The sequence below is a fragment of the Gordonia sp. IEGM753 genome (assembly GCF_050321825.1).
In the GTDB taxonomy this organism is placed as follows: domain Bacteria; phylum Pseudomonadota; class Gammaproteobacteria; order Pseudomonadales; family Pseudomonadaceae; genus Aquipseudomonas.
The window spans coordinates 806,562-830,286 of the sequence record NZ_JBNQGB010000002.1 but is presented as its reverse complement, the minus strand read 5'-3'; the positions used below and the strand labels follow the sequence as shown (position 1 = coordinate 830,286).

The following is a 23,725-nucleotide window of genomic DNA, read 5'->3' as shown; positions in this document are numbered from 1 at the left end:
AACGCCAGCTCTAACCGTTGCAATGCATTAGGAGCCAGCAAGCGAAAGCTTTGCTGGCTGCTTACTCCCTTATGTTGGGCATGGCAACCCTGACATTAAGGGTGATTTCTCCAGCTTAAAATACTTGAAAACAATGGTCCTTATAACTCAGGGTTTTAAGGTGAGTTTGCCAACCACTTACCTTCAGTGCTTGAGGTAAGTGGTTATCTTGTCGGATGATTTTTCTCCAGAGTATTTATATCTCTCTGGATATTGATTCGTGCCCGATTTATTAGGCATTGTGTAGAAAACAGATATTTTTAAGTTTCGGTATTGGTAGTATGATTTACTATACTCCGTAAGTGTCCAGATAAGTAAGGCGGACATGTTGTAGGTCAGACCATGAAGTAGTGGTCTTCCACGAAGACCATAGCTGCAATGTCGGTGGCTGATGGGTCTGTAAAAGATTACTCGGTACGGAGATGTGTATGACCTCATACATTGGAGTACCGACATGCTTCGTCATCCGAATAATACGAATCTCCGACTGTACTACGGCCCGGACTTTTTAGGCAAGCCAATACAAGCAGATAAAGGCCCTTTTGTTTATGAGTATTTGAGTCGTCTTAATGAGACGGTTCAACGGACTCTTGATCAGTACTCAAGGGCTTTTGCGTTCAGAGTGGATCTTCGTCTACCAACTAATGTGCAGTTACCTGCCTGTGCTTATACCAACCAAGTGATTGATCGCTTTATAGAGTCCTTTAAAGCCAAAATTCGAAATAATCGTAGGATGGCGCGCCTGAAGAATCCCAAAGCTCATGGTTGCAATGTGAGGTACGTGTGGGCTCGTGAAATTGGTCAGCACGGATTGCCCCATTATCACTTGGTGATCCTGCTAAACAGAGATGCATTTACCGTGCTTGGAAACTTCAAGTCCAATAGCGATAACATATTTCATCGGCTGGAGTCTGCTTGGGCGGGTGCTCTGAGGCTCTCTGTGGAGGCCATTAGCGGGGCTGTTCATATACCTGACAAACCAGTGTATTACCTGGATCGTGGTCAATCTGAGGGCCAGAATGAGCTGTTCAAAAGAGCGAGCTACCTCTGCAAAGCTGCGACCAAGGTCTTTGGTGATGGTCAGCACGGATTTGGCTGTAGCAGGATTTAAGGTATTGAAAGGGCAAAAAAATACCACTAAGTGAGCTGTCTATATAGAGAGGCGCGGTGTCATCCTGCGCCCCTCTATAAGGATGCTGATCGTGCCGTGGCGTAATGCGCCTAAGGCAGCTTGCCTGCACGGCACCAGTCTTCCCACTCACTCGATTGATCGGCAGTGACCATGGCGTCTTCTCCTTCCTCTTGCCTATAGGCGTGCACCCACGCGGCGAGGCACTGATCGGCTTTAATCGGCTGAGCGCTGGCGTTGTTTTTGCCTTGCTGTTCTTTGAGTCTGTTGATTTGGGTCAAGCGGCCAATGAATTGATATTCAAAGCAGGAAAAGTCCCTACAGGTGTTTTGCACTTGAATCTCCCATGTGCTTTGGCTCCGCTCGATGGCCTCTTTAGATTGAGCCGTTTGCCCAGGCATTGCCATAAGCTCAGTCAGCGACTTATCGATGCCTTTCTTGTAAGTCAGTATGGATTGCCGGTAGCAGTCGTTGGTTGCTTGCTGGGTCGCTTTACTGTCGCAATAGCTGGCCGCGTGCGCGGCGATGCTGCTGAACAAAAGCGGTAACATCAGTATTTTGAGCAATTTCATGTTTCATACCTTTGGATAAATAAGTGATTCGTTGCTAGCGCGTATGCGAGGCGACGGTCCCCGTCGCCTTGATGACAAGACGAGTAGTGGGGAACGTATTGGTGTGTGAGGTGGTGCAGGCTGCGATACGCGTGAGTAGGCGCGAAGGTCAGTATTTAATCCATCCCCGCGAGAACGCCCAGCCCGATGATCAGCGCGGTCAGGAGTAATCCGTCTCGGTGGTCTAAGACAATGGTCAACGTCCGCAAAGCAATGCGTTTTACCCAGCCGATCGTGGTAGTTAATCGAGGCATCTGTAATTCCATGGATTGCTTCCACAATGGTAGGAAGCACCGTTGGTTTAGTGAGGCGCTATCAAGCGAATAACGTGATCGCGAAGCTGCCGAGCCAGACGATGAAGTACGCCAGGTTCTGATTCAGCATCTTGGCCCGTTGGTACAGGTAGACCGGCACGATAAACACCCAGCCCTTGAGGCGGCGGGTTTCGTGCCCGGCATTCTTCAAGCGCTTTTCATCGAACAGACTCAAGGCGATGTTCAAGAGCACGGTGAGGTACCAGTAATGGCCCTCACTCAGTGCCCGCTGACCGCCCCCGGTGGCTCCAGCGATAAAGGCTTCCAGCAGGTAACCCAGCAGTGGCGCAAACGCCAGTAGCCAGACCACCGTGTTATTGACGTTAGCGCCGGTGAGGGGCGGCGGTGATGTCGCTTGCAGGTGTTGGAGAAACTCGGTCTTTTCGACCTGAATCCAGTTTTCCAGTCCGGTCTTCCAGATAAGGCAGCCGTAAGTCAGCTTGCCTGAGCGAATCAGTTCGACGATTTGCTGTTCACTGGCCGGCTGGCGCTGGCCTTTTTCTTCGTAAAACCATTGTTGATTGCTTGTTGCTTGCGGCATGGAAAAAGTCCTTGGTTTTTGATTATTGGCACAAACAGATGAATAACAACCTTGTAGGTTGATATTCAACTTTTTGTGTTCTTCATGTCAATGAGGTGATGCCCAACCATCTAGGTTGAGATGGGGAGGTGATGTGATGGATACTGATCAGACGTTTTTGGCGGGTGTGGTAGGCCGTGCAATTGCTAAACAACGCATTCGCAGTGGCTTGACGCAGGAAGAAGTGGCCGAACGCTTAGGGATCGGCAATGAAGCCGTGTCCCGGATCGAGCGAGGTGTGGTGGTGCCCAATATTGAGCGGTTGGTGGCGTTTGCCAGCATCTTTGATTGCGAGGTGGCGGATCTGTTGACCGAAGCCAGTTCACGTCCCGATGATCAGGCGAACCGGATCAGTCGGTTGCTGGCGCAGCTGGATCACGAGGATCGGTTGATGGTGGTGGAGCTGGTTGAGCGCTTGGCGGAGCGGTTGAAGAAGGAGTGATCGCGAGATGACTCTTACAGGTTGTGGGGAGCGCTGCTGGAGTCCTGGTTGAACAGAGCACCGCACGTTAGGCAGAGATAGTCATAGCGCCTGAACTGTTATTTCTGCACGTCTTGGGCAAACGCCACCATCGAGCTGCATCCAGCTATAGCAGCAGAGATGCCGTCACCTAGCAACTCTAAGAACCGTGCCAAATGACTCTCATGCCTTGCTTACGGTCTGATGCCGCCAGCAAGAGGAGAATAGGCTTGGTTCATGCTGCTTAATACGCTATCAATTGTCCCAATGAGCATGACAGCTGTGTTGGCGTTTTCCTTGGAGAGCATTGCTACTGATTCGCAGATAAGGCAGTGGGGAGTCATATCTTCGCTTCCGATTCTGGGTGAGTTAATAGGTTGATCAGCGGCAATCCCCCTCAGGCCACCAATTGCAATGCGCTGTTGAGTGCTCGCTGTTTGATGACCGCACCTTGACCAAACCACGCGGTGTCCATGCGGTATTCATTACTGCGTGCCCGGCGTTCGTGATCGACATACTCGGTAACCGCATTGAGTAGCCCCCAGGCTGTCCCTTTCGCGGCTGCCAACTCCGCGCCTCGGCCCTGGCCCTGATACATGTTCAACACCTTGTTTAAAGCTCGCTCATTCGAGAGCCCCGCATTCTCGGGCTTACCGGTGTGTGCTTCACACAACACACTGCGCAGGTAGTCGTTGGTTTCATGGTCTTTTACGGGGCGTGCGGCGAGTGTGCGCATGCGGTACATAAAATCGTCCCACTGCGACACGGTGATCCCCAATTGCTGTTTGACGGCACGTGGATCGAAGCGCGTGCTGTGCGGCACCTTGATCGCTTGGCGGGCGCCGTCGATGGCAATCGTCAGGGTGTTATTGCAGACCACACGAATGGTGGTCGGCGTTGCGGTGGTGGCGAGCGTGCCATCGCAGGAGGTGGCCAACAGCAGGTAGCCATTCACTACGTCATTGCCTTTGAGCGCGGTCGACTGGCCGGTGCGCGCCAGCGCCCAGAGCTTGCGTCCGCCTTTCAACACGCCAGCAGTTTCCAGCTCATAGCCAGAGCGTTCGGTCAGGTCTCGATAAAATTCCAGCACCTCACGTGGCTGGACCACTTGATAGCGCTGTGAAACGACCGACAGCGGTGCTTTAGTGTCAGAGCGAAACAGCACCTTCTGTTCGGGGAAGGAGTGAATGCTACCCAGTGGACCGACACTGTCAGCTTTGTAATGCACCGGGCTTTCTTGGATCTGCCAGTTCATACCGGCTTCTCGTTGCCACACTTCCAATGGTTGTTTTTCAGTGAGGCGACTGCCCAGGCCATGCCAGGGAGTCGCGCCGACATAAGCCATTTGATCGATAAGATGAGCCATGGTGTAACTCCTAAAGTAATTGCTCTGCGATTGTTTAAAGACTGAACGTGTAGTGGCATTGGGTGCATTGGTAGTTATTCAGTATTCGATCATCAATCTTTTCGCCAATAGCTGCGCCTGCCATACCCCCAGCTCCAGCGCCAACCAGACCTCCGAGAATGGCTCCGGCAATACCGCCCAGCGTAATGCCGAGTGGGCCGCCGGCAATTCCCAGTGCTGCACCAAACTCTGCACCTTTAATGGCACCAGCGACTCCACTGGTTCCCCCGCCAATGACGCCAATAGTTCCGCCGGTTTTCTTGCCAAGGTCTTTTGTTGATACGTGTGTGGAGTGACAGCTTGGGCAATTGATCAACATGATTAAGTCCAATAATAAAGTTAATTAAGAGTGTGCAAAGGCATAGCGCTGGTTATTCAAGTGAATGATTTAGGTCTGAAAATTGTTTGTTTGAAGGCTCCGGTAACGATCCGGTTGTTTAGCTCAGCCAGCGGGGGTAACAACGTTTTGGTGGTGGCTGTCGGAGAGGGGGCGTGTAGGGCTCGCAACGAGCCGGTTTCATCGGATGGCGCTGTAATCCAGGGCAAGGACCTACTGCTACTCCTGCTACTGGTAGCAGGAGTAGCAGCCTGATATGTCCTTGGTAGGTGTGATCTTCTTGGTGATTTTTGCGATGCCGTTTTTAAGATGAAGCGCTGAAGGCCCCGTAACATTGCTCGCTTATCGATTTCGGCGATGTCGAGGGTGTCAAGTTTGCCATACCTGGCGAACGTGGCCTCGAACGTTAGCCCAGCGACTTCCAGTTGGCCGAAGGCCGAAGCGATCAGCCGATACGGGTCAGCGGCAACTTGCTGGCCCTGAGTGCAAACATGTTGATCGAACCATGCGCCGGCTTCAGATGATGGAAGCCCGGAGTGAAGTCACTCACTTGGGGGGGCGGTCGCTGACTTTTCCCGTGCGGCCTCCTGGCCGTCACCACAAAGCGTTGGCGTAACGCGAAGCAAATGTGGTGCCCGATCCCTACTGCTACTCCTGCTATCAGTAGCAGGAGTAGCAGCTCAATATGGTGTCGATTTTCGCAGATGGTGATTTTTTTAAAAAATGGCTACAGGCCAACAAATACTAGGCTTGTAGCCTGCTTTATGACGTCTTTAAACGTGACTTTAAGCACCTGCAGTACAAAAAGTGTAGATCCCGATAAATTGGCCTCGAGCTTTGGAGGCCAGCATCATGAATCACGAGAGCAGCAGTACACCAGCCGTGAGAATCCTCAGGTTGAAACACGTTTTGGACCGAGTGGGCTTGAGTCGTTCGACCATCTACGATCGGTTGGATGAGAAGTCACCTCGATATGACCGCTCTTTCCCCCGCCCTGTCAGCCTCGGAGGAGCAGCTGTCGGATGGTTGGAAGCTGATATATCTGATTGGATTCAATCAAAGCTGAATCATAAAAATTGCTAGTGTTGAAAATGGATAAGGTGATAACAAAGATGTATGGATTTTTAGATATCCCTGCTGCTGATGATAACGTGTTTCCGAGTCTGATTGGATTGCCATTGATTAATGCAGCGGTGGATGAGGTGCGTGCTAATGTAAAGGCACCCATACCGTTAATATTCTCTTCCGCGCTCACCGCGATGTCTGTTGGGTTACAGGGATTATTTGATGTGCGAAAGCCACTAGGAGGCAGTGTTCCCTGTTCATTAATGATTTTGACTATAGCAAACTCGGGGGAGCGTAAATCTACAGTCGAGAATATTTTTCTTGCAGGTGTGCGAAGGTTTCAAAGTCAGATGCTTGAGCGTTATGAGAGCGACCTTTCAGTCTGGAGGAATCAGTTTAAAATTTGGGAGTTAAAAGATAAGGCCATTCAGAAAGCTATTGCTACGCTTGCGGTTAAGGGGATGGTAACAACTGAAGCGGAACAGCGGCTTTGCGAGCATTCAGAAACGGCCCCTAAAAGGCCCAGGAAATTCAAAATGCTCTACGAGGACACTACTTCGCAAGCTCTGTTTCGCGGCTTGCATCAGGACCTTCCAAGTGCGGGGCTGATTTCGGGAGAGGGTCTGGGTGTTTTGAATGGACCTGCCTTAAACGACCTACCTAAGCAGAATTCCTTGTGGAGCGGTGATCCGATTGCAGTGGACCGAGTGACTGCCGAGAGTTTTCAGCTTGACGATGCTCGACTCACTGTGGCGATGATGGTGCAAGAGAGCGGCTTCAAGAGCTATATGCAGGTACGTGGTGAGGCAGCACGAGGTTCGGGTCTATGGGCTCGTTTCCTAGTCTGTCAGCCGAAGTCAACTCAGGGCAGTCGCCAAGTTGAGGGAGTTACGATAAGCCGTGAGCACTCTGAGAAGTTCGCTGATCGCCTTGCGGATTACGTCGAACGGAATGTCGAACTGCTAGATAGAATTAAGCCTCAAAGAGTTATTGTCGATTTTTCACCTGAGGCTGCCCAACGCTGGGTCAGCCTTAGCAATGAAATCGAGAGTCAGATGAGGCCAGATGGACGTTTGAATTCGGCTAGCGATCACGCTTCAAAACTAGCCGACAATATTGCTCGCTTGGCGGCGTTATTTCATTGTTTTGAAAATTTTGAAGGAGATATTTCACTTTCAACATTGAATTTAGCTATTAACGTCGGCAATTGGTATTCGAGTGAGTTCTTGAAACTATTCGATGGAAAAGGAGAGGGAGAGATCGATGCAGACGAGTTATTCGATTGGCTAAAAAAACAGAGTTGTATCAAAGGGCCTTCTATGAGAAAGAATATTGTTAGGCAATATGGCCCAAGTCGAGTGCGAGATAAAAAACGATTAGATAATGCTTTGGAGGTACTTCAGGTTCGTGGTGTCGTTAATAAGACTTATGGGTCGGGAGGGCAAATAATTAATCTGCATCCCGGCAATAGCGGGGGGACTACTGGGTATTTCGGTCAGGGGTGTAGAGGGGGAGTTGGGTTTTGATGGCTAAGGTTATTTTATAAAAAATGCTGCTTTAGGTCGTAATGTTTCTGAGCGCAAGGCATCATCGCTGTCGTTTGTTCGCGTTTTCAAGATAAGATCTTAGAACGTATGCATCGTCGTGAATGCTGGCGGTGATGACCGAATGTACAGATTTAACATCTGCTTTCTTCAAGTCCAATTCATTGTTCAGGAAGTGGTGTAATGGTGGTGTCAGTAACTCTGCGGCGTGGTGCACTCCGCTCCATCCATGGCGTGGTTTATTTGTACTGAGAAGTTCAATTATTTTTTGATTTATTCGAGGCGTTATGGATGCCTTTGTGAGGCCTGCCTTTCTGGCTTTTTCTACCGCTGTGATTCTTCTGTGATGAGAATAACCTGCTGCCCTTCCCGCGTAATATGCTGCTTTTGAAAGCGCTGCCATGGTTCCGACAATGTTACCGTTCGTTTGTTCGATTAAGGTCATAGCGGCATAGTAGCAGGCTTGTTTGTGGGCAGTGTGAGTTTGCTCTTCCCACGATCCTTGATCAGTGACTATAAGTCCGTTAATCGACGCTAGGTCATCTCTTGTTGTGGTGAGCTCTTCAATTTCTTTACATAGCAGGATTAACTTTAGTTTTATTTTTCTTCCTGGGCTTAGTACGTCCTCGATCTCTTGTATTTTATCTAACAGATTGGCTACGGTTTGCTCAACGGTTATATTTTCGAATTCCATTAGTGCGCTCACGGGAGCGGGTGTCCAGTCATCGAGGGGCGGCATGCTTTTCTCCTATGTACTACTGAGTTAGGGATATTTGGGTTCGGCTTTTATAAAGCCGGAGCCGTGGAGGATAAGGTTAAGCAACATGCCGAATCAGCCATCAGCAACCGTCGTTTATCAAGGAAGTCCGTGCGCGAACGCGCTGGTCGACCCCTGTGAGTAAAAGTTTCAATCCTTCCTATCTATGATCGCGGACATCGAAAGGCTTCCTGTGGCAGCTTCGTTGATATGCTCGCTCCACCACTTCATCATCGGGCGCCGGCGCTCTATGTAATCGGCCCGATTGTAAGCGCTGCGCACCTCGTCCTTATCGACGTGAGCAAGCGCAACCTCGACTAGTTCAGGATCCCAGCCGTGCTCGTTGAGGATGGTGCTGGCCATCGAGCGCATCCCATGGCTCACGAGGCGGCCCTCGAACCCCATTCGCTTCAACGCCATGTTGGCAGTTTGGCTGTTGCAATGCGTACGGGGATTCCGGTCTGCTGGAAAGACAAACTCACGGTGCCCGCTGAGCGGCTTTATGGCTTCCAAGAGGCTCAAAGCCTGTTCGGTGAGGGGGATGATATGCGTGCGACGCTTTTTCATCCGCTCGGGCGGTATCGTCCAGATCTGCTTTCCGATATCGATGTCTGCCCAGCGTGCAGTAGCCGCTTCAGCTGGACGGGTCATAGTGTGAAGCTGCCACTCGATCAAGCAGCGTGTTGTCCTTTTTATGCTGGCATTGGCCACCGTAACCATCAGTTCTTTCAGCTCATCGGGTGCGAGTGCCGCCATGTTTTTCTTTTTTGGCTTCTTGAAGACCGAGCGAATGCCGGTGAGTGGATTTGAGTGAATCAAACCGGAATTAACGCCGTAGGTCATGATCTCGTTAAGACGCTGGCTTAGTCGCTTTACGGTCTCGAGACTGCCCTTGGTCTCGAGCGGTCGAAGCAGTTTTATGACGGCCGGAGCCGTGATCGTTGAGATCGGTATCGCACCTAAATCGGGAAAAACATGCAGCGTAAGGGAGCGCCAGATGTCTTCAGCATAAGCAGTAGTAACAGAGTCTTTCTTAAGCTCGAACCATGCGGTAGCTACATTCTTAAAAGTGTGTTCCGTAGTCGCTCTTAAAGTTTGCCGATCCGCGTCACGCTTCTCTTTCGGATCGAACCCTTGCGCCACCAGCTCCCTGGATTCTACTGTCCGTTTCCGAGCTTGAGCCAGGCTCACCTCTGGAAAGGTACCGAGCCCCATGTTGATCCGTTTTTTGGTTACAGGGTGGATGTAGTTAAAATTCCACAGCTTTGAGCCGTTGGCACGCACCCTCATCTGAAGGCCGTCGCCATCAGTGAGGATGTAGTCTTTTTCCTTTGGTTTCGCTGCTTTAACTTTGATGTCTGAAAGCCGCGTGGCTTGGGCACCCATGGTGACCTCCGATGCTGCGTGTATTCCAAAAAATACCAGTCGTGGGCTTGGAATACCACGTGGAATACACGAATTGTAGGATGAGCTCAGATACCATCGGACCCGTTTGGACCTGAAACCCCTGTATTTACTGGATTTCAGGCACAAAAAAAGACGTCCTTGGACGTCTTTAGATGTTGAAGTGGTGGAGCCGGGGGGATTTGAACCCCCGTCCGCCAGTACTCCGCTGTCGGTACTACATGCGTAGCCGTTTCTATTAAGTTAACCCTCAGCGACCCGAAGGGCAGGGTGCTTTGGGCGAGTTGTGTAAGTTTTAGCCGCTTCGTCCACAACGTACTGCACGGCGATTCTGTTCTATATGACAATCATTTTGGGTTTACAGACATCCCCTAATGATTGCTGGACCCGAAGGTACCAGAAGCTCAGGGTCTAAGGCTGCTTACGCAGCGATGGACATTTCCTGGCCGTAGTTTTCGTCATTGGCAACTATAAGTAGTTGCAACAGTGGATTTACGAGTTCTGTTACCAACTCGGCATGCACCTAAAGTTTCGCAACCGGCGTCGAATCCTAAACGGCCCCGAGCCTGTTACTCGTTGAATCATAGTGAGCAACAGGCGTGCGCAGTGTACGCCAACACAGCTCAGAAGGCCAACCCGAAGGTTGGCCCCTCAGGCATCAGTTACGTGTTGGATTGCGAATTTGCATCTTAGTGATCAGGCCATTGGTGATTTCCACGCAGTCCTGATCTTTTCCGGCCGCCTGAGCTGCTTCGGCCTTAGCCTGGGCGTCTTTGACGTTGTCCATTGACGTCTCCGGAATGGAAGGCTGGCTGGTGACGAAGTCTTTTATCGTTTGAAGATTCCCGGCGCAAAGGTCTTTGTCTGCCGCAAATACCGGCGACGTGAGCAGGGCACCAGCGATGAACAATCCAGCAATTGCAGAAAGCTTCATGGGTATCTCCTTGAATGGTTGGTCTCGGTGCTGCCGGACTGTCTGGCTGCGATGCCGAGGTCGTAACGGGCCGCGTTGATAGAGGGCCTGTTCAATCGACCGCGACGGCACTCAGGAATTCGGTTTTTTTTACATTTGGCATAAAAAGGTCGATTTACCCACCTCGAACCCACAGATCCGGCCAAAGGGGCGGTCGGCTGATGGGTTATTTATTACCGTCGCCAGTCGCTTTCTGGATTTCCAGAATGGTTTGCTGGGTTTCTGCCAGGCATTCGTCGATTTTGCCCTGGGCCTTGAGGGTCTGGGCTCTTTGCACACTGGCCGAGACGCGCGAATTGAGATCCGGCGACGATTGGTACTGCGCTTTGGAGTTGTTGATTGTCTGCAAATTCGCTTCGCACAGGCTTTCTGGCTTACCCGCGGCGAACGAAGTGGAGGCCATCATCGAGGCAGCAACGAACAGACCTAACAGTACAGAACGCTTCATGAGTATCTCCAGGAGCTGAGTAATCCAGATGTCGTTGACCGTGACGGCGGGCCATCGAACGGATGAAAGCTCCGATTGTTCGGAGCTTGTTCTGTGGACTGCCTTCTCGCCCAAGGGTTCTGATTTTTTTCAGCAGGCCTTTGCCTGAGTGACCCTGTCCACCAGATAGACCAGCCCGTGGTAGTCAATTCCGCTGTGTTGCGTCAGACCGATCTCACACGTGCGACTGGTAGATATCCCCTCGCTGCATTGCTGCACAGCATTCTTCAATGTCCTTAACGAATGAGCATTCAGCTCTGGGGTAGTAAAACCTTTGTCCCCGGCAAAACCACAACAGTGAATGCCTTCGGGGACGACCACGTTTTTACTGCACTTGCGAGCCAGGTCGATCAGCGCCTGGCTCTCGCCAAGGTGCTGGGTGCTGCACGTAACGTGCACTGCGATGGGCGCTTCTTGCGGCGTGAAGTCGAGGCGATCTATCAAGTGCGTACGGATGAATCGCACCGGGTCGTACAAATCCAGGCGCACATCGCCAAGGTCTTGAACCAGGCGCAAGGTGCACGGGCTGGTGTCGCAGTAAATCGGATCGAGCCCGCCGCGACTGGCGTGCAGCAACGCAGCGATCATTTCCTGACGCTTGTGTTCGGCTTGCTCGGCATAACCTTTGGAGGCGAAGGGTTGGCCGCAGCAGAGGTTGTCCTGATTGTCCGGAAAGACTACTTGGTAACCGGCCTTTTCCAGCAGTCCCCGGGTTTTGTCGTACAGCGACATCTGCTCTTTATCGCCTGCTGCTGGCCCCATGACGCGGGATACACAGGCTGCCAGATACACCACGCGTGGGCGCTCATCCTGCACCGTTGGGCTGAAACGAATGGCTTTTTCCGGCTGCGGCATGGCGTTGGTCCATTGCGGTACCTGGCCTTTGGAAAGCCTGGTTAGCGTCGCCGACAATTTGGCCAGCCGTGGCGCGCCTAATAGCATCCGTGCGCCATTGGCCACGTGCAGGGTAAACCGAGCACCCTGCAGTGCCGTGGCGAAATTGCCTTCCAGCCAATTGGCAGTTTTCGTACGCGTTGCATTGCGGCTGCGTAGCTTTTTCACCAGTTCGCCGGTGTTTATTCCTACAGGACAGCGTTGCGCACACAGTCCGGTGGCCGCGCAGGTGTCTATGCCTTGATATTCGTAAGCCGCTTCGAGCTCGGTGGTATCGACGCCCGCGCGTTTCTTCGCCTGAATGTCGCGCCATATGACGATGCGCTGCCGTGGGCTGAGGGTCAGGCCTTTCGACGGACACACCGGCTCGCAGAATCCGCATTCGATGCACTTATCCACAATCTCGTCGGCGGCCGGCAAAGGTTTCAAGTGTTTGAGGTGTATTTGCGGATCTTCGCTAAGCACCACGTCCGGGTTGAGAATGCCGTTCGGGTCGAGCAGGCGTTTGAGCTGCCACATCAGCTGATAGGCATCGCTGCCCCATTCCAGCTCAACGAAAGGCGCCATGTTGCGGCCGGTGCCGTGCTCGGCTTTCAGCGAGCCGCCGAACTCCACCGCCACTAGTTGCGCAACATCGTCCATGAACGCCTGATAGCGTGCGACTTCTTGCGGATTGTTGAAGCCTTGGGTGAAGACGAAATGCAGATTACCTTCCAGTGCGTGTCCGAAAAGTATCGCTTCGTCGTAGTGATGTTTGTCGAACAGCTCGATCAATCGGTTCACGCCGATCGCCAATTGTTCCACGGGGAAGGTCACGTCTTCGATGATCACCGTGGTCCCGGTTTTACGCACTGCGCCGACTGCAGGGAAGGTGTCCTTGCGGATCGCCCAGAGTCGCGCGTTTTCAACAGGGTCTTCAGTGAAGTCGACCTGCTTTTCCACCGGGAAACCGGTCAATGACGCCATGATCTGCGCCAGTTGTTCTTGCAGCAAAGTGGAGGATGCGGCGCGGGATTCAATCAGCAGCGCGCAGGCATTGTTCGACAGCTGTTGCACGAAAGCAGGCATGCCGGGTTTGTCCTGCACCGAGCGCAGGCTGCGGCGGTCCAGCAGCTCGACGGCCGAAACCGGTTGGCTTTTCAGCACCGTGACAGCGTTGCAGCAGGTTTCGACGTCCGGGAACACAATCAGTGCCGACGCTTTATTCGGATGGTCGATCACCGTGTCGTAGGTCACCGCACTGATAAACCCGAGCGTGCCTTCGGAACCGACCAGCAAGTGGCTCAAGATATCCACAGGCTCGTCGAAATCCACCAGCGCATTGAGTGACAGGCCGGTGGTGTTTTTCAGACGGTATTTGTGGCGAATTCTGGCAGCCAGTTCGGTATTGGCGCGGGTTTCGCGGCCCAGTGTTGCCAGGCGCTCAAGCAGCGGAGCGTGACTGTCACGGAACGCCGTAACACTTGCCGCGTCTTCAGTGTCGAGTCGGCTACCGTCGGCCAGCACCAAGCGAATACCCGCCAGCGTGTGATAGGTGTTTTGCGCAGTACCGCAGCACATGCCGCTGGCGTTATTGGCGACAATGCCACCGATTTTGCAGGCGTTGATCGAGGCCGGGTCAGGGCCGATCTTGCGTCCGAACGGCGCGAGCCAAGCGTTGGCCTGCGCGCCGATGACGCCCGGCTGCAAGCGGATCTGTGTGCCTTCGCCACGAATCTCACGACCGTTCCAATTGTCTCCCAGCACAAGCAATACCGAGTCACTGATGGCCTGACCGGAAAGGCTGGTGCCGGCGGCGCGGAAAGTCACCGGCACCTGATCGCGCTGAGCCAGTTGCAGCAGGGCAACCACTTCGTCTTCAGACTCTACGCGGATCACCAGTTTGGGAATCAGCCGGTAAAAACTGGCGTCGGTGCCGAAGGCTAACGTCGACAGCGGATCGTCGAAGCGTCGCGCTTGTGGGATCAGTTGTTGTGCATCTCGCAGGAAAGCAGCCGGCAGACTCATTGGTCCTCCAGAATCAGAACCACCAGATCTTTCGGACCATGGGCGCCATACGCGAGGACTTGTTCGATGTCAGCGGTTTTAGACGGGCCGGACACCAGCAACGCGTTAGTCGGCATGCCCTTAGCCCATTCAAACTCCTGCTGCACTTGATAAAAGTTGTCGCGAATTTCACTGGCCTTTAGCAAGGCGAAATGAACCGGAGGCACCAGGCTCATCAAGCGTGGTTCTTCGCGCGTTGGCCACAGAATCAGGCTGCCTGTCGCGGCGATTGCGCCCAGTGTGCCGGTCAGGCTGGCCGACGTGTCGTTGAACAACTCGGCTTTCCATTCCTCAACCGGTCGGTCGTAGGACTTGAGTGTCGGCAACTGAGGATTTTTCGACCAGTGCTCGGTAATGCGTTGGCCGTGCGCCGTGGTTGGAGCGATCAGCAGGCTTGGCAACTGTCGATCCCGCAGCAACTGCGCCAGCAAGGCTGGCCAGCCTTCGCCGGACGTCAGATGGATTTCGGTGTGCACCGCTTCCATCAATTTGCGCAGTTGTGTAATGCGTTGCTCGGGGGCATAGGTGTAAGGCGCTGTCACCAACGCTACGTCGAACTCGTCAGGCACTGGCGTGGCGCCTGTCAGACTATTGCGTAATTTGGCGAGGATATTTTGTTTGGCGCTCATCAGCGGTCTCCCTGTTTGGCCAAGTGTTCGCGGGCCATGTCGTGCAGCGAGCGAGCGGCTGGTTTTGGCGCACTGTGGTTTTGCGTCCAAGGGCCGACATTGTTCGGTGCCAGGGCGCGCAATCGCGTGGCAAAGAAAGCAAACAACCGATAGAGCGTCGGCGAGCTGTTGAGTCTGGCCCATGCGTTCCAGATAAAACGTTCTTTGCGCGAGTACTTGCTGCCTTGCCCGCGCATGACTTGATGCGGGCTGTCCGGTGCCTTGACGTTCTCTTCACGCAGGCGACGCAGCAGTGCCGGGATAGGAATTTTTACCGGGCAGACTTCACCGCACGCACCGCATAACGACGACGCACTTGGATGGTCCGGCACCTTCGCGAGGCCGACCATATGCGGGGTGATGATTTTGCCGATAGGCCCAGGATAAACCTCGCCATAGGCGTGGCCGCCGATTCGGGTGTAGACCGGGCAGTGATTCATGCAGGCGCCGCAGCGAATGCAGTTCAGGGTCTGGCGTAGTTCACTGTCGGCGAAGGCTTGGCTGCGACCGTTGTCCAGCAACACCAAATGCACTTCTTGCGGGCCATCCAGCTCATGCTCTTTTCGCGGGCCAGAGATCATGTTCACGTAAGTGGTGATCGGGATGCCGAGCGCCGAGCGCGTCAGCAGCGATAACAGCGGCACCACGTCGCGCAGGTTTTCCACGACTTTTTCGATGCCGGTAACGGCGATATGCACCGGCGGCACCGTGGTGGTCATGCGCCCGTTGCCTTCGTTCTCCACCAGCAGCAGCGTGCCGGTCTCGGCCACGGCGAAGTTGACACCGGAGACGCCGATGTCGGCTTCGAAGAATTTCTGGCGCAAGACTTTGCGCCCGATCTGAATGAGTTGGTCAACGTCCTTGGTGTATTCCACGCCAAGTTTGTCGTGGAACAAGGACGCGACCTGACCGGCATTCTTGTGGATCGCCGGCATAATAATGTGTGAAGGCTTTTCGTGGTCGAGCTGGACGATGTATTCCCCCATGTCCGACTCCAGGCATTCAATGCCTTGAGCCTCGAGGACATGGTTCATTTCCATCTCTTCGCTGACCATCGATTTGCCCTTGATCACTTGCCGCCCCTCGTGAGCGCGGATGATCGAGAGGACGATGCCATTGGCCTCGTCCACCGTTTCCGCCCAGTGCACTGTCACACCGTTGCGGATCAGGTTTTGTTCAAGCTGCTCGAGCAAGTCGGGCAGTTTGGATAAAGCACGGGCGCGGACAGCATTGCCCAGCGCTCGCAAATGTTCTCGCTCATGGGCATCGCTAAAGGACGCTGCCCGTTTGGTCATCAGTGAATCCATCGCAGTGCGAAAGTTATTTCGCAGTTGCTTGTCACCCAATGCCTTGTGAGCCCGGGTGCGGAAATCTTCTTCCACGGTAACCGTAGGAATTATCGCCGAGGTGCTCATTGGGCACCTCCGGTTCGCTGCCAGAGGAAACTGGCCAAGTGTTGACCGCGCAACGCTTCCTGCTGTTTTTCCAGCGAGCCGTTGATGTTCATCAGGCAACCGCAATCGGCACTGAGCACCTTGTGCGCGCCGGACTCTTTCAACGAGCGGGTCTTATCAGCCACCATCGCGCCGGAAATATCTGGCATACGGACGCTGAAAGTCCCACCGAAGCCACAGCATTCGCTTTCATGGCTATGGTCGACTCGCTCCACGTTGCTCAACTGCGACAACAACTCACGGCCGTGCAAATGTGTATTCATCTCTCGGCGCGCAGAGCAAGAGGTGTGCAACGCCACTTTTACCGGCTCGCCGCTGTCGTGCAGTTGTACCTTGCAGACGAACAACAGGAACTCGGCCAATTCGTAAGTCCTGGCGGCGAGCGCCTGAACCTGTTTCAACGTTTGTGGCTCATCCTTGAACAAGTCGGCGTAGTGTTCGCGCAACATGCCCGCGCAAGAACCTGATGGCACCACCACCGGAAAATCACCCGCGAACAGCGCCAGTTGCGAGCGCGCCACGGTCCTGGCCTGCTCGGTGTAACCCGAGGTGTAGGCCGGTTGCCCGCAGCAACTTTGCCCTTGCGGGTATTCGACACGAATGCCTTCGCGCTCCAACAGATGGATCGCGTCCATCCCGGCCTCGGGGTAGAACAAATCCACCACGCAGGTTCCGAACAGGTAAACCCGTTGCGGCTTTTCGCTGGGATATTGCCGAGGCTTGGGCAGTGGCGGGGCGACACGGGTCGCATTCGGCACAGCGTTGTAAAAAAGCTCGCTCATCAGGCGTATCTCCGGGTGGGCCCGGTTATCCGTCCGTTGAGGCTGCTGAATGTAGAGGAGGAAGCTTTCAGCAGCCTTACAGACCGGGTTGTGAATAGCTGACGCCGGATCACGGCCCGACGTCGGTTTTTACTTTTTGTTGCGTCGCACTCAATGCACCAGCATGCCGGTGAACCAGTAGGCCTGAGCCAAGGTGATCAAACCGACGATAGTTGCAAAGAACAGGCTGTGCTTGAGCGTGAAGCGGAACAGGTCCGATTCCTTGCCCACCAGGCCTGTTGCAGCGCAGGCCACGGCGATTGATTGCGGCGAAATCATCTTGCCGGTCACGCCGCCGCTGGTGTTTGCCGCAACCAGCAGTACATCGCTAACACCAATCTGGTGCGCGGTGGTTGCCTGCAGCGAACTGAACAATGCATTGGACGATGTATCGGAACCGGTCAGGAACACGCCCAGCCAACCGAGGAATGGCGAGAAGAACGGGAATGCAGCCCCGGTGCCCGCCAATACCAGCGCCATGGTCGATGACATGCCCGAGTAGTTGGTGACGAAGGCAAACGCCAGCACCATGCCGATGGACAGAATCGGCCAGCGAAGTTCGTAAAGGGTTTCTTTAAAAGTGGTAAGACCAGTTTTGATGTTGATTTTCAACACCAGCATCGAAATCAACGCAGAGAAGAAAATGGCCGTACCGGTCGCGGAAATCGGGTCAAGCTTGAACACTGCAGGAATGGCAGTAGGCACTGTCACGATCGGGGCGACTTTGATCACCATCTGATCAAGGTGCGGGATAGCGAAGTTGAATACCCAGCTGTACATCGAACCGCCGGTTGCGAACATCGCCTTGAACGGTTTCAGGGTCCAGATGGTGACCAGCACGGTGAGAATCAGGAACGGCGACCAGGCCTTGAAGATCTCTAAAAGGCTGTAGGGCGAAGCCACTGATGTACGTTTCTGACCGAAACCGCCGACGCTGGCGGTAATTACTGCGTCTGAAGAGGCCCCAGCGATTTGTGCGCCCGCAGTGCGTTTCGGCTGCCAGACTTTGAGGAACAGTGTCAGGCAAATCAGCGAGGCCAGGGCCGAGGTGATGTCCGGCAGTTCCGGGCCAATGAAGTTCGAGGTGAAGTATTGGGTAACTGCAAAACTCAATCCCGCCACCAACGCGGCTGGCCAGGTTTCGCGAACGCCACGCAGGCCGTCCATCATGAACACCAGCCAGAACGGCACGAATAGCGATAGCAGCGGCAGTTGGCGGCCGGTCATCGCGCCGATCTTGAATGCATCAATACCCGTTACCTGGCCGGCCACAATGATCGGAATACCCAAGGCGCCGAATGCAACCGGTGCGGTGTTGGCGATCAGGCACAGGCCTGCGGCGTACAGCGGATTGAAGCCGAGTCCTACCAGCAGTGCAGCGGTAATTGCTACCGGCGCGCCGAAACCCGCTGCTCCTTCGAGGAAGGCGCCAAAGCAGAAGCCGATCAGCAACACTTGCAAACGCTGGTCGTCAGTGATCGACAGCACCGAGCTGCGGATCACTTCGAACTGGCCACTCTTGACCGTCAGTTTGTAGAGGAAGACTGCCGCCACGATGATCCAGGCAATCGGCCACAGGCCGTAGGCGAAGCCGTATCCGGCGGCGGCAAAGGCCATGTCGACCGGCATCTGAAAGGCGAAAATCGCCACTGCGATCGACAATGCCAGCGTGATGCTGCCGGCCACGTGACCTTTAAGGCGGAACACGGCCAACGCCAGAAAGAAGAACACGATGGGGATTACGGCTGCGAGCGCGGACAGGCCAAGGCTGCCGAGCGGGGTGTAAAGCTGTTGCCAGGTTTGCATATGGGGTGGCCCCTAATTGTTGTTGGTCAGGCACTGATCAGCGTTCTTGGATAATTGGTAATACCAATTTACAATCGCTGTTCGCTAGGGTAAAAGCCTTATGTGGGGTGTGTCAATTTGCCGCCCTAAAACTTTTGTCGAATACGCCGGGCAAAGCCCATCTGAACTGCCTCTTCAAATGTCTTCTGACAGGTGCTGGCGCGCTGCCAATAGGCCAGAATAGAGGCCCCGGCCAGTTGTCGGGATCGTGGAGAATTGAGTTATGGGGTTTGATCAGATTCGTCAGCGCCGTTTGTCTGACGATATTGTCGAGCAGCTTGAGGGGATGATCCTTGAGGGCACGCTGAAGTCCGGCGAGCGGCTGCCTGCCGAACGTGCGCTGGCCGAGCAGTTCGGCGTATCGCGCCCTTCATTGCGTGAAGCCATTCAGAAACTGGCGGCCAAGGGTTTATTGATCAGCCGCCAGGGTGGCGGCAATTATGTGGTGGACTCCTTGGGCTCCACGTTCAGTGATCCGCTGTTGCATCTATTGGAGAGCAACCCCGAGGCACAGCGCGATTTATTGGAGTTTCGTCATACGCTGGAGGCGTCTTGCGCCTATTACGCGGCATTGCGTGCTACGGATGTGGATCGCGAGCGTCTGACGACAGCGTTCAACGAACTGCAGGACTGTTATGCACGTCAGGACGAAGTGAGTCGTGCGGAAGAGGGCGCGGCGGATGCCAAATTTCACTTGGCCATTGCTGAAGCCAGTCATAACGCGGTGTTGCTGCACACCATTCGCGGACTGTTTGATTTGCTCAAGCGTAACGTCGTCACCAACATCGGCGGGATGTACAAGCAGCGCACTGAAACCCGCGACATGCTTATTTCGCAGCATCGGGAGCTGTACGTGGCAATTATCGAGGGCCGGGCGGAGCAGGCACGGGAAGTCTCCAGTCGACACATACTGTATGTGCAAGAGGTGCTGGAGGAGGTGCGTCAGGAGGTGCAGCGCATGGCCCGAGCGGAGCGTCGCAAGGGGATGTAGCCATGATTGTTCCCATGTAAAACATGGGAACAATCATCTCAGGCAGAAAGATTAATCTTCCTTGCCCTTGTTGCGCACCGCACGCTGCAACTCGCGACCGGCGTCGCGTTCGCGTTCGGTATCACGCTTGTCGTATTCCTTCTTGCCTTTGCCCAGTGCGATCTCGCACTTGACCATGTGCTTGCTCCAATACCAGGACAGGCACACGCAGGCATAACCTTTTTGCTGCACGGCAGCGGCCAGCTTTTCCAGCTCGCGCCGGTTGAGCAGCAACTTTCGTGTGCGGGTCGGATCAGCGATGACGTGCGTGCTGGCAGTCATCAGCGGCGTAATGTGGCTGCCAAGCAACCAGGCTTCGCCATCCTTGAGCAGCACATAACTGTCAACCAGCTGTAGCTTGCTTGCCCGCAGACTTTTTACTTCCCAGCCGGCCAGGACCAGACCAGCCTCGAACCGATGTTCGATGAAGTAATCGTGTCGCGCCTTTTTATTTTGCGCGATGGTCCCTGTTGGGTGTTTCTTCTGTTTAGCCATAGGGGCGGCATTATAGGGAGTTGCAAGCAAGTCGGCTACGGTCAAGCTACGTGCTTGAGCAGGTTGATTGAATCCCGGACAATGCGGCCTCTTTTTTACGCTTGGACGTGATGACGATGTCGACCGACAAGGTTTCTGTCCACGGCAGTTGGGCCAGCCGCTGGGTTTTCATCCTGGCCGCGACCGGTTCGGCCGTGGGCTTGGGCAGCATCTGGAAATTCCCGTACATGGTTGGCGTCTACGGTGGTGGCGCTTTCGTTTTGATGTTTCTGGTGTGCATCGCACTGATCGGTGTGCCGGTGATGCTCGCGGAAACACTGATAGGCCGGCGTGCGCGGCAGAGCCCAGCCAATGCCTTGAAGGTGCTGGCGCAGGAGGCGGGGCATTCGGGAAAGTGGTCGTGGGGCGCTTTTGCCGGAATGATTACAGCGTTGCTGATTCTGTCTTTCTATAGCGTGGTTGGCGGCTGGTCGCTGGATTACATCATCGACATGGGGCGCGGCGACTTTCGGGGCGTCACACCTGATCAGGTCGGTGCGTACTTTGGCAACGTCATCGCCGACCCTTGGCGCCTGACACTTTGGCACACGATTTTTATGCTGCTGTCCGCCATCGTCATTGCCAAAGGCGTGGTGGCAGGCCTGGAACGCAGCTTGCGCATCATGATGCCGCTGCTGTTTGTGATGATCCTGGTGCTGCTGGGATACAGCATGACCACGGGCCATTTCATGGAGGGCGTGCATTTCATGTTCGACTTCCACCCTGAAAAAGTACTCGATGGTTTATTGCCGGCGATGGGGCACGCGTTTTTTTCCCTGAGTGTGGGCGTTGGCTCGATCATGATCTACGGTGCGTATATGCCGAAAGATTCATCGCTGTCCGGCACCGTTGTCGGTGTAGCGCTGCTCGATACCTTCGTTTCGCTGGTGGCGGGTCTCGCGTTGTTTCCGATTGTGTTCGCTGCCGGTTTGAACCCGAGTGAAGGTCCGGGCTTGATGTTTGTCAGTCTGCCATTTGCCTTTGGTAACGTAGCGTTCGGCCAGTTGATGGGCGTAGTGTTCTTCGTACTGGTAGCGATTGCTGCATGGAGTTCGGCGATTTCGCTGCTCGAGCCGATGGTTGCTTACCTGGTCGAGCGAACAAAAGTTCGTCGTGCCTGGGTAACTTTCTGGCTGGCATTTACCTGCTGGTTTGTCGGTCTGGGCACCGTGTTCTCATTCAATATATGGAAGGAAGCCAAATTTTTCGTGAACGAAGGCGGCTCGTTTCACCTCTACCAGTGGGGAGCGGCAAGCGGTCTGGATTTCTTTGGCGTTATTGATTTCTTTACCTCGCGAATCATGTTGCCACTCGGTGGTTTATGTTTCGTGGTATTTGCAGGCTGGGTGATGGGCCGTGAGTCGGTGCGCGACGAATTGTCGATCCGCCGGCCAGTATTGTTCGCCCTGTCCTTGTTTTTGATGCGCTATGTGGCGCCCATCGGCATTCTTGTAGTATTTGCCGCCCAGCTATGGAAGTGACGCTGACATGACGACACACATTCAACGTTCCGCCCTGCTGCCGTATCCGGCACAAGCGCTATATGACTTGGTCAATGACGTGGCCCGGTATCCTGAGTTTCTGCCGTGGTGTTCGTCGGCCGAAGTGCTGGAGAGCTCTCCCGAGCATATGCGGGCAAGCGTCGGCGTGGCCAAAGGTGGTCTCAGTCAGCATTTTGTAACGCGTAATACGCTGGTGCCTGGGCAATCCATCGAGATGAACCTGGAAGAAGGCCCGTTCAATCAGTTGCATGGCGTTTGGGTATTCAAGCCGCTGGGCGAAAAAGCCTGCAAGATTAGCCTGGACCTGTCTTTCGATTACGCCGGGCCTATTGTCCGTGCGACGCTGGGCCCGTTGTTCAATCAGGCAGCCAATACGCTGGTCGATGCTTTTTGCCAGCGCGCCAAGCAGATGCAGGGCTGAAGGTGTGATCGAAATCGAAGTGGTCTTCGCCGCAATTGATCGACAGGTATTGCTGTGTGTGACGGTTCCGATGGGGACGACAGTGCGTGATGCTGTGATGAAGTCAGGTATCAATGAGGCATTTCCGGCACTGGATCTGACTGATTGCCCTGTAGGGATTTTCGGTAAAGTGATCGCTGACCCGGACAAGCGACTGGTTCAATCGGGCGAACGCATCGAAATCTACCGGCCTTTAGTGGCTGATCCCAAGGAGGTTCGTCGGTTGCGCGCGGCTAAGGCTGCCGAGGCTAGAGCCAGGAATCAGTAATTTGCGTTACTCCAGACAATAAAAAACCCGGACATGCCGGGTTTTTTATTGCGTCGCAAATTACTGCGGCGTGGTGTCCAGAGGCTGCGGAGTCGGGACTGGAACAGTTTTTACGCTGTCGACGTCCTGCTGGATCTGATCCTGCAACGAGCCGGGCTTGGCCGGTTTTTCTGGTTTCGGCTTCTCGGTGTTTTCGACAGGGGCGGTCACGGTAGTGCCACTGTCCTTGCCGAGAATGGCTTCGTCACGGCTTACACCCGGCCTGAAATCACCGGAAAGGCTGACAAGTTGGTCGTTAGCGTTGAAGATAACGCTAATGCGTTCCTGTTGGCGTTCACCGCCACCCGGTTGCAGGCTATACAGGTAATCCCAGCGATCGGCGTGGAACGTGTCAGTCAGCAGGGGGTTGCCCATGATAAACCGTACTTGTGGACGGGTCATTCCCGGCCGTAACTGGTCTATCATGTCCTGCGTGACGACATTGCCCTGCTGGATGTCGATTTTGTAAACCCCGGGGAATGAACAACCGGCGAGTGCGAGCAGTCCCACAAAGGTGAAACTGGTTAGCAAGAGCTTGGTGTTTTGCATCGGTGGGCGACTTCCACTATCTTGGCTGGGACAACGTAAACGCCGATCATACCCGCATTAAGAGAAGCTGCGAAGCAGCATCGCGAGAAAGCTGACCATGGTTGAAAATAGCGAACTACGAAAAGCCGGCCTCAAAGTGACCCTTCCACGGGTCAAAATTCTGCAAATGCTCGATTCCGCCGAGCAACGCCACATGAGTGCCGAGGATGTTTACAAGGCGCTGATGGAGGCTGGTGAGGACGTCGGTCTGGCCACGGTTTACCGTGTACTGACTCAGTTCGAGGCAGCTGGCCTTGTGGTGCGGCATAACTTCGACGGGGGCCATGCGGTCTTCGAGCTGGACGACGGCAAGCATCACGACCATATGGTCAACGTCGAAACCAGTGAAGTGATCGAATTCTTCGACGAAGAAATCGAGCGCCTGCAGAAAGCAATCGTCGAGAAGTATGGCTTCGAGATGGTTGATCACAATCTTGTGCTGTACGTACGCAAGAAAAAGTAAGCATGTCG

At 54.2% G+C, this 23,725-nt stretch carries 25 protein-coding genes and 1 other RNA gene; 9 read left to right on the top strand and 17 right to left on the bottom strand.

The features are described 5' to 3' along the window. Window positions 1-493: 493 nt before the first annotated feature. Window positions 494-1,150: a YagK/YfjJ domain-containing protein gene (locus ACQR3R_RS16770; protein ID WP_428273383.1), complete on the top strand. Its 657-nt coding sequence runs from the start codon at window positions 494-496 to the stop codon at window positions 1,148-1,150. Between the two features lie 110 nt (window positions 1,151-1,260). Here the strand turns inward: ACQR3R_RS16770 and ACQR3R_RS16765 are convergent, their stop codons facing one another. The 3 genes from ACQR3R_RS16765 to ACQR3R_RS16755 form a co-directional block, all read right to left on the bottom strand. Next, the gene (locus ACQR3R_RS16765; protein WP_428273382.1) at window positions 1,261-1,740 is read right to left on the bottom strand and encodes a hypothetical protein; all 480 of its coding nucleotides are present in this window, start codon (window positions 1,738-1,740) and stop codon (window positions 1,261-1,263) included. Window positions 1,741-1,895: 155 nt separating this feature from the next. Beyond that, window positions 1,896-2,045: a hypothetical protein gene (locus tag ACQR3R_RS16760; RefSeq protein ID WP_428273381.1), complete on the bottom strand. Its 150-nt coding sequence runs from the start codon at window positions 2,043-2,045 to the stop codon at window positions 1,896-1,898. 49 nt (window positions 2,046-2,094) lie between these two features. Beyond that, complete coding sequence (locus tag ACQR3R_RS16755; protein WP_428273380.1) at window positions 2,095-2,634, bottom strand: GYF domain-containing protein; 540 nt, start codon at window positions 2,632-2,634, stop codon at window positions 2,095-2,097. A 136-nt stretch (window positions 2,635-2,770) separates the two neighbouring features. Here ACQR3R_RS16755 and ACQR3R_RS16750 point away from each other — a divergent pair, with 136 nt between their 5' ends. Then, complete coding sequence (locus ACQR3R_RS16750; RefSeq protein ID WP_218175716.1) at window positions 2,771-3,115, top strand: helix-turn-helix domain-containing protein; 345 nt, start codon at window positions 2,771-2,773, stop codon at window positions 3,113-3,115. A gap of 415 nt (window positions 3,116-3,530) precedes the next feature. Here the strand turns inward: ACQR3R_RS16750 and ACQR3R_RS16745 are convergent, their stop codons facing one another. Both ACQR3R_RS16745 and ACQR3R_RS16740 read right to left on the bottom strand, forming a co-directional pair. Beyond that, window positions 3,531-4,499 (bottom strand): DUF932 domain-containing protein, encoded by a 969-nt coding sequence (locus ACQR3R_RS16745; protein WP_428273379.1) that lies wholly within the window; start codon window positions 4,497-4,499, stop codon window positions 3,531-3,533. A gap of 34 nt (window positions 4,500-4,533) precedes the next feature. Continuing rightward, complete coding sequence (locus ACQR3R_RS16740) at window positions 4,534-4,857, bottom strand: hypothetical protein (protein WP_428273378.1); 324 nt, start codon at window positions 4,855-4,857, stop codon at window positions 4,534-4,536. Window positions 4,858-5,727: 870 nt separating this feature from the next. Here ACQR3R_RS16740 and ACQR3R_RS16735 point away from each other — a divergent pair. After that, window positions 5,728-5,958, top strand: coding sequence for an AlpA family phage regulatory protein (locus ACQR3R_RS16735; RefSeq protein WP_428273377.1), 231 nt, complete (start codon window positions 5,728-5,730; stop codon window positions 5,956-5,958). 8 nt (window positions 5,959-5,966) lie between these two features. Then, complete coding sequence (locus ACQR3R_RS16730) at window positions 5,967-7,466, top strand: DUF3987 domain-containing protein (protein ID WP_428273376.1); 1,500 nt, start codon at window positions 5,967-5,969, stop codon at window positions 7,464-7,466. A gap of 61 nt (window positions 7,467-7,527) precedes the next feature. Here ACQR3R_RS16730 and ACQR3R_RS16725 read toward each other — a convergent pair whose 3' ends face one another. From ACQR3R_RS16725 to ACQR3R_RS16680, 10 genes are all read right to left on the bottom strand, one after another. Next, window positions 7,528-8,223, bottom strand: a complete 696-nt coding sequence (locus ACQR3R_RS16725; RefSeq protein WP_428273375.1) for a hypothetical protein — start codon at window positions 8,221-8,223, stop codon at window positions 7,528-7,530. A gap of 168 nt (window positions 8,224-8,391) precedes the next feature. Further along, the gene (locus ACQR3R_RS16720; protein WP_428273374.1) at window positions 8,392-9,627 is read right to left on the bottom strand and encodes an integrase domain-containing protein; all 1,236 of its coding nucleotides are present in this window, start codon (window positions 9,625-9,627) and stop codon (window positions 8,392-8,394) included. A gap of 182 nt (window positions 9,628-9,809) precedes the next feature. Continuing rightward, window positions 9,810-10,207: a transfer-messenger RNA gene (gene ssrA, locus ACQR3R_RS16715) on the bottom strand. A gap of 96 nt (window positions 10,208-10,303) precedes the next feature. Beyond that, window positions 10,304-10,579, bottom strand: a complete 276-nt coding sequence (locus ACQR3R_RS16710) for a hypothetical protein (protein WP_428273373.1) — start codon at window positions 10,577-10,579, stop codon at window positions 10,304-10,306. A gap of 205 nt (window positions 10,580-10,784) precedes the next feature. Next, window positions 10,785-11,066, bottom strand: a complete 282-nt coding sequence (locus tag ACQR3R_RS16705) for a hypothetical protein (RefSeq protein WP_428273372.1) — start codon at window positions 11,064-11,066, stop codon at window positions 10,785-10,787. A 129-nt stretch (window positions 11,067-11,195) separates the two neighbouring features. Beyond that, complete coding sequence (locus ACQR3R_RS16700; RefSeq protein WP_428273371.1) at window positions 11,196-14,006, bottom strand: FAD-linked oxidase C-terminal domain-containing protein; 2,811 nt, start codon at window positions 14,004-14,006, stop codon at window positions 11,196-11,198. Continuing rightward, a complete protein-coding gene (locus ACQR3R_RS16695) occupies window positions 14,003-14,674 on the bottom strand; it encodes an LUD domain-containing protein (RefSeq protein WP_428273370.1) in 672 nt (223 codons plus the stop codon). The genes ACQR3R_RS16700 and ACQR3R_RS16695 overlap by 4 nt, the downstream gene beginning before the upstream one ends. Continuing rightward, window positions 14,674-16,128, bottom strand: a complete 1,455-nt coding sequence (locus ACQR3R_RS16690) for a LutB/LldF family L-lactate oxidation iron-sulfur protein (RefSeq protein WP_428273369.1) — start codon at window positions 16,126-16,128, stop codon at window positions 14,674-14,676. Before ACQR3R_RS16690 ends, ACQR3R_RS16695 begins: the two co-directional genes overlap by 1 nt. Continuing rightward, window positions 16,125-16,949 (bottom strand): heterodisulfide reductase-related iron-sulfur binding cluster, encoded by an 825-nt coding sequence (locus ACQR3R_RS16685; RefSeq protein WP_428273368.1) that lies wholly within the window; start codon window positions 16,947-16,949, stop codon window positions 16,125-16,127. The genes ACQR3R_RS16690 and ACQR3R_RS16685 overlap by 4 nt, the downstream gene beginning before the upstream one ends. A 150-nt stretch (window positions 16,950-17,099) precedes the next feature. Further along, window positions 17,100-18,794 carry a lactate permease LctP family transporter gene (locus ACQR3R_RS16680; protein ID WP_428273367.1) on the bottom strand — a complete coding sequence of 565 codons (1,695 nt, stop codon included), beginning with the start codon at window positions 18,792-18,794 and terminating at the stop codon, window positions 17,100-17,102. 262 nt (window positions 18,795-19,056) lie between these two features. Between ACQR3R_RS16680 and ACQR3R_RS16675 the strand changes: the two genes are divergently transcribed. Beyond that, the gene (locus ACQR3R_RS16675) at window positions 19,057-19,824 is read left to right on the top strand and encodes a GntR family transcriptional regulator (RefSeq protein ID WP_428273366.1); all 768 of its coding nucleotides are present in this window, start codon (window positions 19,057-19,059) and stop codon (window positions 19,822-19,824) included. A 51-nt stretch (window positions 19,825-19,875) separates the two neighbouring features. On the opposite strand, the gene smpB is transcribed toward ACQR3R_RS16675, so the two are convergent. Continuing rightward, window positions 19,876-20,358: an SsrA-binding protein SmpB gene (gene smpB, locus ACQR3R_RS16670; RefSeq protein WP_028623113.1), complete on the bottom strand. Its 483-nt coding sequence runs from the start codon at window positions 20,356-20,358 to the stop codon at window positions 19,876-19,878. A gap of 116 nt (window positions 20,359-20,474) precedes the next feature. On the opposite strand from smpB, the gene ACQR3R_RS16665 reads away from it, so the two are divergent. From ACQR3R_RS16665 to ACQR3R_RS16655, 3 genes are read left to right on the top strand one after another with little or no spacing between them, the layout of a single operon-like run. Then, a complete protein-coding gene (locus ACQR3R_RS16665) occupies window positions 20,475-21,878 on the top strand; it encodes a sodium-dependent transporter (protein ID WP_428273365.1) in 1,404 nt (467 codons plus the stop codon). A gap of 7 nt (window positions 21,879-21,885) precedes the next feature. Next, window positions 21,886-22,320: an SRPBCC family protein gene (locus ACQR3R_RS16660; protein ID WP_428273364.1), complete on the top strand. Its 435-nt coding sequence runs from the start codon at window positions 21,886-21,888 to the stop codon at window positions 22,318-22,320. A 4-nt stretch (window positions 22,321-22,324) separates the two neighbouring features. Next, window positions 22,325-22,627 (top strand): RnfH family protein, encoded by a 303-nt coding sequence (locus ACQR3R_RS16655; RefSeq protein ID WP_428273363.1) that lies wholly within the window; start codon window positions 22,325-22,327, stop codon window positions 22,625-22,627. Window positions 22,628-22,687: 60 nt separating this feature from the next. Here the strand turns inward: ACQR3R_RS16655 and ACQR3R_RS16650 are convergent, their stop codons facing one another. Continuing rightward, window positions 22,688-23,215: an outer membrane protein assembly factor BamE domain-containing protein gene (locus ACQR3R_RS16650; RefSeq protein ID WP_428273362.1), complete on the bottom strand. Its 528-nt coding sequence runs from the start codon at window positions 23,213-23,215 to the stop codon at window positions 22,688-22,690. 97 nt (window positions 23,216-23,312) lie between these two features. Between ACQR3R_RS16650 and fur the strand changes: the two genes are divergently transcribed. Continuing rightward, entirely contained in the window at window positions 23,313-23,717 is a 405-nt protein-coding gene (gene fur, locus ACQR3R_RS16645) for a ferric iron uptake transcriptional regulator (protein WP_026013299.1), read from the top strand. Window positions 23,718-23,725 lie beyond the last annotated feature (8 nt).

Bases quoted from the DNA above. Each gene is read 5' to 3' on its own strand.
- ACQR3R_RS16685 (WP_428273368.1), bottom strand. From the start codon at position 16,949: ATGAGCGAGCTTTTTTACAACGCTGTGCCGAATGCGACCCGTGTCGCC.
- ACQR3R_RS16700 (WP_428273371.1), bottom strand. From the start codon at position 14,006: ATGAGTCTGCCGGCTGCTTTCCTGCGAGATGCACAACAACTGATCCCA.
- ACQR3R_RS16660 (WP_428273364.1), top strand. From the start codon at position 21,886: ATGACGACACACATTCAACGTTCCGCCCTGCTGCCGTATCCGGCACAA.
- ACQR3R_RS16760 (WP_428273381.1), bottom strand. From the start codon at position 2,045: ATGGAATTACAGATGCCTCGATTAACTACCACGATCGGCTGGGTAAAA.
- ACQR3R_RS16750 (WP_218175716.1), top strand. From the start codon at position 2,771: ATGGATACTGATCAGACGTTTTTGGCGGGTGTGGTAGGCCGTGCAATT.
- ACQR3R_RS16675 (WP_428273366.1), top strand. From the start codon at position 19,057: ATGGGGTTTGATCAGATTCGTCAGCGCCGTTTGTCTGACGATATTGTC.
- ACQR3R_RS16665 (WP_428273365.1), top strand. From the start codon at position 20,475: ATGTCGACCGACAAGGTTTCTGTCCACGGCAGTTGGGCCAGCCGCTGG.
- ACQR3R_RS16690 (WP_428273369.1), bottom strand. From the start codon at position 16,128: ATGAGCACCTCGGCGATAATTCCTACGGTTACCGTGGAAGAAGATTTC.
- ACQR3R_RS16770 (WP_428273383.1), top strand. From the start codon at position 494: ATGCTTCGTCATCCGAATAATACGAATCTCCGACTGTACTACGGCCCG.
- ACQR3R_RS16735 (WP_428273377.1), top strand. From the start codon at position 5,728: ATGAATCACGAGAGCAGCAGTACACCAGCCGTGAGAATCCTCAGGTTG.
- ACQR3R_RS16755 (WP_428273380.1), bottom strand. From the start codon at position 2,634: ATGCCGCAAGCAACAAGCAATCAACAATGGTTTTACGAAGAAAAAGGC.
- ACQR3R_RS16710 (WP_428273373.1), bottom strand. From the start codon at position 10,579: ATGAAGCTTTCTGCAATTGCTGGATTGTTCATCGCTGGTGCCCTGCTC.
- ACQR3R_RS16765 (WP_428273382.1), bottom strand. From the start codon at position 1,740: ATGAAATTGCTCAAAATACTGATGTTACCGCTTTTGTTCAGCAGCATC.
- ACQR3R_RS16740 (WP_428273378.1), bottom strand. From the start codon at position 4,857: ATGTTGATCAATTGCCCAAGCTGTCACTCCACACACGTATCAACAAAA.
- ACQR3R_RS16725 (WP_428273375.1), bottom strand. From the start codon at position 8,223: ATGCCGCCCCTCGATGACTGGACACCCGCTCCCGTGAGCGCACTAATG.
- ACQR3R_RS16730 (WP_428273376.1), top strand. From the start codon at position 5,967: ATGGATAAGGTGATAACAAAGATGTATGGATTTTTAGATATCCCTGCT.
- ACQR3R_RS16720 (WP_428273374.1), bottom strand. From the start codon at position 9,627: ATGGGTGCCCAAGCCACGCGGCTTTCAGACATCAAAGTTAAAGCAGCG.
- ACQR3R_RS16650 (WP_428273362.1), bottom strand. From the start codon at position 23,215: ATGCAAAACACCAAGCTCTTGCTAACCAGTTTCACCTTTGTGGGACTG.
- ACQR3R_RS16745 (WP_428273379.1), bottom strand. From the start codon at position 4,499: ATGGCTCATCTTATCGATCAAATGGCTTATGTCGGCGCGACTCCCTGG.
- fur (WP_026013299.1), top strand. From the start codon at position 23,313: ATGGTTGAAAATAGCGAACTACGAAAAGCCGGCCTCAAAGTGACCCTT.
- ACQR3R_RS16680 (WP_428273367.1), bottom strand. From the start codon at position 18,794: ATGCAAACCTGGCAACAGCTTTACACCCCGCTCGGCAGCCTTGGCCTG.
- ACQR3R_RS16695 (WP_428273370.1), bottom strand. From the start codon at position 14,674: ATGAGCGCCAAACAAAATATCCTCGCCAAATTACGCAATAGTCTGACA.
- ACQR3R_RS16705 (WP_428273372.1), bottom strand. From the start codon at position 11,066: ATGAAGCGTTCTGTACTGTTAGGTCTGTTCGTTGCTGCCTCGATGATG.
- smpB (WP_028623113.1), bottom strand. From the start codon at position 20,358: ATGGCTAAACAGAAGAAACACCCAACAGGGACCATCGCGCAAAATAAA.